This is a genomic window from Marinilabilia salmonicolor JCM 21150, assembly GCF_000259075.1.
Taxonomy (GTDB): domain Bacteria; phylum Bacteroidota; class Bacteroidia; order Bacteroidales; family Marinilabiliaceae; genus Marinilabilia; species Marinilabilia salmonicolor.
Genome location: NZ_AJKI01000052.1, coordinates 1 through 3,753 on the forward strand (window position 1 = coordinate 1; position 3,753 = coordinate 3,753).

2 protein-coding genes are annotated in these 3,753 nt (G+C 32.1%); both read right to left on the minus strand.

The annotated features are described in order from the left end of the window. Positions 1-1,055 precede the first annotated feature (1,055 nt). Positions 1,056-2,939 carry a KAP P-loop domain-containing protein gene (locus tag W7W_RS0119255; RefSeq protein WP_010665275.1) on the minus strand — a complete coding sequence of 628 codons (1,884 nt, stop codon included), beginning with the start codon at positions 2,937-2,939 and terminating at the stop codon, positions 1,056-1,058. Between the two features lie 294 nt (positions 2,940-3,233). Continuing rightward, on the minus strand, positions 3,234-3,638 hold the full coding sequence (locus W7W_RS0119260; RefSeq protein ID WP_394331627.1) for an RDD family protein: 405 nt from the start codon (positions 3,636-3,638) through the stop codon (positions 3,234-3,236). Positions 3,639-3,753: the final 115 nt, after the last annotated feature.

Here is a 3,753-nt window from a genome sequence, read left to right on the forward strand (position 1 = left end):
ATTTGTGCTGTTATTCTTTGATTATTAGTTGGATATGCGGTTTTTATTAAGTTGCCAGCAACGTTGGCCTGTATGCGGTCGGCCGGGGCATTCAAACCCGCAAAGATTGTATCAAGCCGAGAGCGGGTAACAAGGAAAAACGAAGCTTACAATATGCTGTGGAGCCCCGGCTGGCGTATACAGATTGTTGCTGGCAGCTTATATTTCAGTTCGTTTGGGATTTTCAATTTGAGAATCATTTCATGTAGTATCGGGTTTTGGGTTAATATTGGTTTTCAGTTTGATATTTGAATCATAATCCTTAAAAGTAGAAATTTTCTGGCAAAATCGTTTCTCAATCCGTTGGATATTTTCAAACAATGCGATTATTTCATGGGCCAAACTCGTTTTTCAAACCGTTAATTGTCTTTTCATTTTCATTATCAAGCCGGAATTATGAACCCGTTGCAACTGAGACTTTATCAACCTGCACCATTTACCGCCTGAATTATTTTGTTATCAATTATTTGGATTGTACCAATCTTTGCGAATTTCTCAGCGACAAAACTCGTTTCTCAAGCCGTTGATTATCCTTAAAAATCCATTCTCAAACCGCAATTATCCGCCCGATACAACTGAGACTTTATCAATCTGCACCATTTACCGCCTGAATTATTTTGTTATCAATCATTTGGTCTGTATCAATCTTTGCGAAATTATCAGTGACCAAACTCGTTTTCAAACCGTTAGATATCCTTAGTTTTCATTTTCAAGCCGGAATTATCAGCCCGTTGTAATTGGTTAATTACCAACCTGCTCAATTTCACTTGTTTTTCTTTCGTTATACACCAATTTTTTGTTTAAAAATCCAATTTGTGCTGTTATTCTTTGATTATTAGTTGGATATGCGGTTTTTATTAAGTTGCCAGCAACGTCCCGGCTATATGCGCCTGGGCGTGGCTTTCAGACCATCTGTGTTTTTATCAGCTTGAAAGCATGGTTTTGGGAAATACAAAACCCTCAATATGCTGTGGATGCCACGACTGGCGTATATAGCTTTGTTGGCGGTATGTGGCTTATTCATTAAAATTTTTCAGACTATTAGATAAACTATTAGATAAATAATTCAGACTTGCATTTTTCAAGTTTTTCTTAGCTCGTGACTTTGTTCCATTATCTATTAGGTTTAAAATATTTTTGATAAACTCTTTTTCTGGATAAAGCCTCTCAAATATTTTAACTCTATATCTATCTGAAAAATAATGCCCAAGTTTCCAAATTTGGTCATTTTCTAGACCTTTTATCCTGCGAAATACTTTTGTTAGGTCAACAAGATTCCAAAATGGCCTGAATTGTAGTTGGTCATCTTTATTTCTTACCTTTTCTTCAAATCTGTCAAAGTCATTTAGAAATAAATCAAAATATTCATTTATTGTGTTTTCCTCATTTTTATTTTTTAATGTTTCATTTATCGTTAAACAATATTCAACTATTTCGACAAGGTGCTCTCTAAATTCAGTATCTTGACTTACTGACATATGAAAACCTAAATGATTATCATATCTATAATTTGAAGCTCCTTTTCTTATTCCCTTTTTAATTCTCTTCTTTAGGTTCTCTAAATCGAGATTGAGTAAGTTATCGAATCTTGTGATAAAATGAAATATTGTACCATATTGATTCAACTGAAATAACCCATTATCTAAATATGAAAGCAAAAGAAAAGTTTTTTTTCTATATGCCGAGTTTTTCAATTTTAAACAATCGAAATATGAAAGTTCTCTGAGTAATAATTCTTGTTTGGGTATTTGACCTTCTTCTGTAATAAAATAACTTGAAAGTTCGTTTTTTAAATCAGATGAAACAAATGCTTTCGCCCCAGTAATGTAATCGAATATTGATTTGAAGAAATAGTATTCTTTTTCCGAGTAATATTTCTCCTTAAATAATTCTATATATGAAGGCTCTTTTTGTTCGTCACTTTGTTTTACAGAAGACGCATGAAGTTTGGAAAAATCAATACTAAATAAAGAATTATTATTAGCATTTTTAATGGCTTCAAGGTTGGTGGAATTTAGCAATCCTAATTTGTATTCAATGGCCACAGCTAAACTGAAATTCAGTATTGCCAACATTTTATCTTCCTTATAATAGGAAAATTGTTCATCTTCTTGAAATTCTTTTTCAATGGGATAAAAGATAGTCCTGAAATGCTCTAAAAAAAATATTAAGTTTCTTAGGTTGTTTTTATTCTTTTCGACAACTGATACAATCTCTGTTTTACATGTTTTTAGAAATTTGAAGTAAATAGTGTCCCTTGCTTCATATCTATCTGAAATAATTTGGTCAAATATTTTTGAGGGGTCAGGAGCGAACATAACTGATACCCCTATTACTTTCTCACGTAATTTTGATGAATAGTATTCATCTTTAATTAGTTGTTCTTCATTGGCGATAATTAGTATTTTAACTCCTTGATTCTCTACTAACGAGTTGATAAATCCAAAAATATCTCTAATATCAAGAGTTTGACTTTTTCTGTCTAAGTCATCAAAACAGATAACCAATTCATCATAATTCAACCAATCATTTGGGTCTTGAGTTATATCACCAATGTATTTATCAATATCTCCTGCATTATTTAATTGTGCAATTCCACGAATTATTGATTTACCTATGCCTGCAGCAAGTTTTACGTTTTTGTTCTTTAGTATTGGGTATAATTCAACAAATATTGCGGTCTGGATTTCCTCTAAGGTCTTTAATCCAAACAAAGAAATATGTATTGGTGTGTATTTTTTTTCATTGTTCTTGGGTAATGATATTTCTTTAATTTTTTGACTTAAATCTTGTTTAAAGAAATGAGTTTTACCAATTCCGTAATCGCCGTTTATAATCACAGCATAATTTGTCTCTATTTCAAGATACTGTGATATTATTTTTATTAAATTGTCATTCATATTTGTTTTTCTTTGCCATTACCGCCAACGTCCCGGCTATATGCGCCTGGGCGTGGCTTTCAAACCCGCTATGGCTTTATCAGCTTGAACGCATGGTTTTGGGAAATACAAAACCCTCAATATGCTGTGGATGCCACGGCTGGCGTATAATAGCTTTGTTGTGGTGTCGTTTTTCATTCCTTGTCAATTAGTTTTTTCGTTTTCAGCGTATAAGTTCTGACTGTCTTAAAAATCATTTTCTAATCTGTTGTAGCAAATAAATGGTCAAAATGCTTTAATCTGGTATGATTTGGTTTACCATATCGTTTGCCCAAAATAAATTAATTTATAGGCGATACTTTCAATTGTAACCAATATTATTGTCACTATTATCAGTTGCCATATTTTGATTTTTCTGTTCTCAGTTTTTAACTCTCTTTTTACTTCAATGAATGGTTTTGGGGTGACTTCTACGATTTTTGATTTTATTATTAAGTCACCCAATCTCTTTTGCGGGGAAACTACCATAAAGAACAATTCAATTGGCAACAAAATAATACAAGTTGAATTTCTGATAACTGATTGCAGGGGCGTTATTGGTTTTAAAGTCTCTGAATTAACAATTTGAAGTCCAAGTACTTTTTTAAATGGACTTGCTCCATGAAAAATGTCTTTCATGAAAGCTGCTGTCATAATGGGGATTCCAATAATAAAATGCAATAATTCTGGTTGCTTAAAATCAAAAGACTTATCAATAAGTATTGCAAAAGGCCTTAGTACATGACAAAACAGTTAAATAATTGAAAATCAATAAAATAACAGTCTAAAAATTTGG